The organism is Microcoleus sp. CAWBG27, from assembly GCF_020883145.1.
Classification (GTDB): Bacteria; Cyanobacteriota; Cyanobacteriia; order Cyanobacteriales; family Microcoleaceae; genus Microcoleus.
This window is the reverse complement of the sequence record NZ_JAHREU010000108.1, coordinates 7,911-14,002: the sequence shown is the minus strand read 5'-3', so window position 1 is coordinate 14,002 and position 6,092 is coordinate 7,911. Positions and strand designations below refer to the sequence as shown.

Genomic DNA, 6,092 nt, shown 5'->3' with positions numbered 1-6,092 from the left:
CGCTTTCAATATTTTGTTGAAAGCTTTGAGAGATACCTCCCTGACAGGAGAGCTTGCTGCTTTTTCTGTTTTGCCATACACGGCTATTCTGGGCTTAGTCCGGGATTTACCGGGTTAAATGTATCTGATTCTCAGGTTCGATCGAGAAAGTTGTTCTAGGGAGAATTGTGTCACTTTTAGGGGCTAGAGTTCAGGAGATAGCTGATTTACCCGCGATGAGTTGGGCAGAGGTGCTGTCGCGGTTGCTGTCAGTGCTGCTGCTGATTGCGATCAATGCTTTTTTCGTGACGGCTGAGTTTTCGATGGTGACGGTACGCCGATCGCGGATTAATCAATTAGTCGAGGCCGGCGATGTTCCGGCAATAACTGTTCAATCTTTGATACACAGTATCGAGCGATTGCTCTCGACAATGCAGTTGGGAATTACTCTTTCTAGTTTAGCTCTCGGCTGGATTGGAGAAGATACGATCGCCGTTCTCATCCGAATGTCGATCGGCTATTTGCCGCTACCAATTTATATCAAATCGGCGATCGCCCATTCTGCCAGCATTTCAATAGTAACTTTTTTCCTGCTAGCTTACCTGCAAATCGTACTCGGCGAAATCCTGCCCAAATCTGTAGCCTTAGTTTATTCCGAACAGCTAGCCAGAAGTTTAGGGCCTCCGAGTTTATTGATTTCCCGCTTGTTCAATCCCTTTGTGTCGTTTCTCAATCAATCCACGCGATCGCTATTGCAGCTTGCGGGAATCGAATACGAGCGCACGCACCAGCCAGTTACGCCCCAAGAACTGCAATTAATTATAGCGACTTCCAGCGAATCAAGCGGCTTGGAAGCAGAAGAGCGAGAATTGCTGAATAACGTGTTTGAATTTGGCGAAGTTTGCGTAGAAGAAGTGATGGTGCCCAGGCCCAGCATTGTGGTACTTCCCAGTACGGCTACGTTTCAAACTTTGCTTGACGAAATGGCGATTTCCAACCATTCCCGCTATCCCGTCACGGGAGATTCTTTAGACGATATTATCGGGATTATTGGCTTCAAACAACTGGCGAAACCCTTAGCTGAAGGTTTGCTATCTCCCGACACGCCGATTGTAACTTGGATTAGTGCGGTGAGATTTGTGCCGGAAATGATGCTGCTGGGGGAATTATTGCCTTTGATGCAGGGTTCGTCGGAAGAAATTGCGATCGTCGTCGATGAATTTGGCGGCATTTCCGGCTTAGTGACGCTGAGGGATTTGATCGCTGAAATTATCGGCTGCACTTACGAGTCGCCCGACAACAAAGAGATTGCTTTGCAAGTATTGGACGATCGCACTTTTTTAGCGCAAGCGCAGTTAAATGTAGATGATGTCAATCAAATATTGAATTTGGACTTGCAGGTGACAGACGAATATCAGACAATCGGAGGTTTTCTGAGTTATCAGTTGCAAAGAATGCCGGCGGTTGGGGAAGTTTGGCGCTGCGAAAATGCGGAACTTACAGTCGTTTCTGTGTGCGGGCCGCGGTTGGATCAAATTCAAATTCAGTTGCTGGATGGGGCGGCGGAGGATGCCGTTGGGGATAGCTTCGCCGCGCGCGATTTGGGAGAAGTTGCAGCGCCTGGTGGGGAAGTTGGGGGAAAAGGGCGATCGAATGGCGGTTTGAGAGGTGCGGCGAAGTTTTCGAGTTAAGAGTATTTTAGTTAACGCCGATATAATCTACCCGCTCGAAGTCGCTGCGTACTAAATCATCTAACGTCGGGCCTTTGGGGCGTAAATTAAGGCGATCGCCAGCCCTCACATTTTCGTAATATACGTAGGGAATATAGATATCTTGCTCCTCCATAAAAGCGTAAGTAAAGCGAAAACCACTCTCAATGTCCTCAGCTTTAACCTCACGAAAGTTAGAGAGGAATAGGAGATCCATTTCTTCCTCAAAGTACAGCATCTCTGCAAATGCACCTCCGTCGTAGCAGTTATAACCAATATAACCGCAAGTATCGCTGCATTTATAGTAAATGGCGCGAGTGGATAGGAACCAGGAAAGGGTGATAGCATCTCCTTCTCCAAACATAAGGGAACCGGGTCTATAAGTCAGTTTTTCAACGATCGTCCAAGGGTGTCCTCGGAACTGAAATACAATATAGCTCTCGGTGGTGATTTCGATTTCGCGATCGTATATATCTCGTTCCCAAACATCCGCACGTCTCGCCCTACTAAATTTTTCCGCCACTGACTCAATAGGAGCGCGAACGAGAAGTAGATTTTGGTTTCTGTCAATTGTTTCAATACCTTGGCGCTGTTCAATAGACATATATTTTAGGTTGGGAAAACAATTACTGATTAGTCTACCTGTTTATAATAACTTACTTAAGTTTGGAAAGAAAACTCTTCTGGATCGATTCCCCAATTTATCCAACTAATTGCCTCTCTTGCGGATGTAATATCAGAGGGAACTCGCAGTGCATGAATATATCTGGTGCTAGGACAAGTCATTTTTAATAAGTGCATATGCTTTTCCTCCTCATAACCCCATGCACCCTCAAAAATCTCCATTATATCAATTTTGAGTAACGTGTATTCTTGCCAAGAGTCTAATTCAGTTGCTTGTAAATCCTGACAAATTCTATCATAACCAATGCCTTGAATCAAAACTCGTTTTACTTCTGCATTTTTCTCAGATAAAAGCCAATCTGCACGCCATTGAGAAGGATGCAGTTTTCCGTATAGTTCCGGCACTCTCACTCCATTAACTGCGTACACCTTGAAGCCATCTTTAAATAGAACAGCCGGAGAAGCTAAAGCGTGTAGTCGTTGTTGATTGTCGAAAGAAATAATTGTAGGACGATCGCAGATAAAGCAAACTCTCTTAAATGGAACTATCCAACCACAATACTTGGCTAAAGACTGATATATAGACCATTTCTTTTTATTGTAAGGGCAATTTAAAACCGAAATATAAAAGTCAAACATACTGCCAAAATAACTTAAATTGTCTGATGGAAAATAATAACCTAATGTTTCTGATGGAAAGTAGGTAATCGGCTGATATGCTAGTTGGCTTTCTAATTGACGCATCAGTTGCATTGTTAATTCATGTATCTCTGGATTTTCCAATTGACGGTTCAATGTCCTAATTAATTGACTTTTCACGTGATTTTTCCATTGATTCCATCCTAACAGATTGGTAAGTTGGCTGTATAGTTGCGAATCCAGTTGTCCCTTCGGTTCGTGCCACGGGTCGTTCCAAAACAAACTCTCCATTTGATTAAAAGTAGGGTAAAACGACGCATAAGGACTATCAGAAAAAATAATCATAGGTGGTTTTTTACCTAACAATGCGTAGGCTGCTGTTACTGCTTCTGTGGCTTTTTGCCGATCGATTGGTTCGGTAGAAAGTGCGATGGAGCGCCATTTTTCCCTATATACTGGAATCAAAGCCTCTTGTTCGGGAGTTAGCTTATGAATTACATTCATATTTTGTATGTGCAAGTTTATACTTAAACAATTATACTTATTTTCTGTTTTTTCTTCTGTAATTATTGCGTCTCTACCTCTTTTTCAAATTGCAGCGAATGCTCAGGAAGAACCAGGGTGCTTTATACTTGATTCATCAGGTAAAGTCAACAGACTCGATCCTTTATGCAAGCGCGATGAACAGCAGAACTTAAGGAATATTATGAAAGCTCAAGAACTTTATAAACAAGGATTCGACCTCGCTCGCCAAGGACAATATAAAGAATCAGTTGAACTTTTAACTCAAGCAATTAATCTCAATCCTAGCTTTCCCGAAGCGCATATGGTTCGTGCTAATGCTCAAACTTTATTAGGAAACCTACAGGGTGCTGTTGAAGATTTTCAGAAAGCGATAGATATCTACAGGGCTAGAGGACAATCGCAAATAGCTGATATGCTTTTAGTCCGAGTGAATTCGCTGCAAAATGAAATTAATGACAAACAGCAAGACCAGGGTAAACCGGAAGTTGAGGATGAGCCGGAAGGTAAATAAGACAATATTTGATCAAACCAACTCAACTTCAATTATTGTAGAAACATTTTTTTGAATTGGTATTATAGCATTTCTCAAAAAGATGAGGTATAACTGACAGTTTATACAACCACTAAACTCAGAGGGCTTAAGCCCAACAACGTACCTGACTTTTTTGATGACCGCTATATGTAGGGATTTTGATGGGAGGACGATCGCAAATATGTCATATGTCGATCGCCTTTTAGATTAAAAGCAAAACGAAATTCAAAATAAACAGGACAATAGCTAATATTGGAGAAACCAGCTAAAGTCCTTTAATATCAAGCTTTGTGCTGTTCGTCAGAGTTTTTGGCGTATCAAGCATTCGGGAAAACTTCCTCTGAAAACATACGGCGCAGAATCTCGTAGAAGGGTTCACAATACACCGCTTGTTGGGGTGACAGATATGCCCCAATCTCCTTACGCAGTAGGTGAGTCATCTGGCTGACGAGCTCCCAACTCACATTCAGTCGAGGGTAAATCATCACGCAGAGGGGAAACAGTTCGGTTTCTAGCGCGTGCAAATTGCCTTCTAGCAAACAAACCCACATATAAACCTGAAACATCTCGACATCACGAATACTCGATGTACGGATGCGTTCGCTGCTGAGGGGCCCAGAATAACAGCGATACCGTGGGTACAGTTCATTTACTCGATCGACTACCCGTTCAGCAATATAGCTCATCTTCGACATCAGCAGGCGAACAGATTGCAGCGGAATCGAATTCGGTGGATGGTTTGCAGCAGCTTGGTATGCGCGTTGCAGTGGCATATATAAATGATCGTCTAGCATCTTGACGTAGTTACCAAAATTTTCCTGTTCTCCCTCAGGGAGCAAGTCCATCAACTGCGTTCCCGTGTAGTGATATTGCATCGCCACAAAGCCAATCACCCGGGGATCAATTGCTGTAACGTGCTGTCGGACTCGTCCGAGAACTGGGCTCACCTTGTTGACTATACGATAGGGCGACAATTGCTCGCTATAGGCTTCGATCGCAAACTTATAAACTTGATGAATACCACCAGAAATATACCAAGGATCGATTAGATCCGTATCTATACCGTGTTCAATTAACGTTTCTGCCAATAGGTAGTCAGTTTTTGTCCAGGATTTTGCACTCACTGAACGCAGCGATGTCAACATTTGTTTTGCCATACTGATACGCCGTCGTTCGATAAATTTATCCTCACCCACAACCGCAGGGGCACCGCTTTTCATCTGTTGTAGATACTTTTGGGCGAAGGAAACAGATAAGTCTACCGATGGTGACAGCGGATTGAATGATGTGGAACTGAGAAAGGAAGGATTAGTAGTCATAGATTTAGTATTTACTCTGTCAAGGTTAGATGCTGCTGATGGTTTTCAACTCACACATTCATTTTTTGTGAGATACAATTGCGCGAATGCTTGAGTAGATTTAATCTAGAATTTGGTAGCAAAATGATGGCGATAATAGCGATCGCTATTGTTTGTTGAAGCATTCGATCTTAACTATAATCTCCTAAAACTCCAGAATTCAATCGTATAAATACTGATAAATATCATAAATTTCCCAGCCATTTGCGAGTCAATACCGTACTTGTAAGTAGACTTTCAAATGAAATAGCTGGCTGACGTTGTGCAATGCCTATATACCAAGCTGGTAAAGTCAAAAAACGGCAATTGTCGCTGTAACAGAACTCCTTATTTTGCCGAAATACCGAAGCTAGAGACTATTATTGTTCAAAATTAGCCTAAAATTGCTTGATTTAACGATCGTGCTACAAAATTCTGGTTGTTTGTACCCAAAACTGTTCGGCAGACTAAATTTTAACTGCACAAAAAGCAGAAAATCGCGATTTTACTTTATATTTTATTAATATTTCAATCAAATAAAATTCATCAAGGTTTGTAGTGAGGACTTTAGTCCTCTGAATATGCGGACTGAAGTCCGCACTACAAACACTTTTATGGTCAGGTTTGTAGTGAGGACTTTAGTCCTCTGAATATGCGGACTGAAGTCCGCACTACAAACACTTTTATGGTCAGGTTTGTAGTGAGGACTTTAGTCCTCTGAATATGCGGACTGAAGTCCGCACTACA

At 42.5% G+C, this 6,092-nt stretch carries 5 protein-coding genes; 2 read left to right on the top strand and 3 right to left on the bottom strand.

Going from position 1 to position 6,092, the window contains the following annotated elements:
• Window positions 1-215: 215 nt before the first annotated feature.
• Window positions 216-1,670, top strand: a complete 1,455-nt coding sequence (locus QZ938_RS31400) for a hemolysin family protein (protein WP_293352507.1) — start codon at window positions 216-218, stop codon at window positions 1,668-1,670.
• A gap of 7 nt (window positions 1,671-1,677) precedes the next feature.
• Here the strand turns inward: QZ938_RS31400 and QZ938_RS31395 are convergent, their stop codons facing one another.
• Window positions 1,678-2,292, bottom strand: a complete 615-nt coding sequence (locus QZ938_RS31395) for a hypothetical protein (protein WP_293352499.1) — start codon at window positions 2,290-2,292, stop codon at window positions 1,678-1,680.
• A gap of 56 nt (window positions 2,293-2,348) precedes the next feature.
• The gene (locus tag QZ938_RS31390) at window positions 2,349-3,455 is read right to left on the bottom strand and encodes a DUF6745 domain-containing protein (RefSeq protein ID WP_293352497.1); all 1,107 of its coding nucleotides are present in this window, start codon (window positions 3,453-3,455) and stop codon (window positions 2,349-2,351) included.
• A 202-nt stretch (window positions 3,456-3,657) separates the two neighbouring features.
• On the opposite strand from QZ938_RS31390, the gene QZ938_RS31385 reads away from it, so the two are divergent.
• Window positions 3,658-3,987 carry a tetratricopeptide repeat protein gene (locus QZ938_RS31385; RefSeq protein ID WP_293352495.1) on the top strand — a complete coding sequence of 110 codons (330 nt, stop codon included), beginning with the start codon at window positions 3,658-3,660 and terminating at the stop codon, window positions 3,985-3,987.
• Window positions 3,988-4,325: 338 nt separating this feature from the next.
• Here QZ938_RS31385 and QZ938_RS31380 read toward each other — a convergent pair whose 3' ends face one another.
• Window positions 4,326-5,327 (bottom strand): hypothetical protein, encoded by a 1,002-nt coding sequence (locus tag QZ938_RS31380; protein ID WP_293352493.1) that lies wholly within the window; start codon window positions 5,325-5,327, stop codon window positions 4,326-4,328.
• Between the last annotated feature and the right edge of the window lie 765 nt (window positions 5,328-6,092).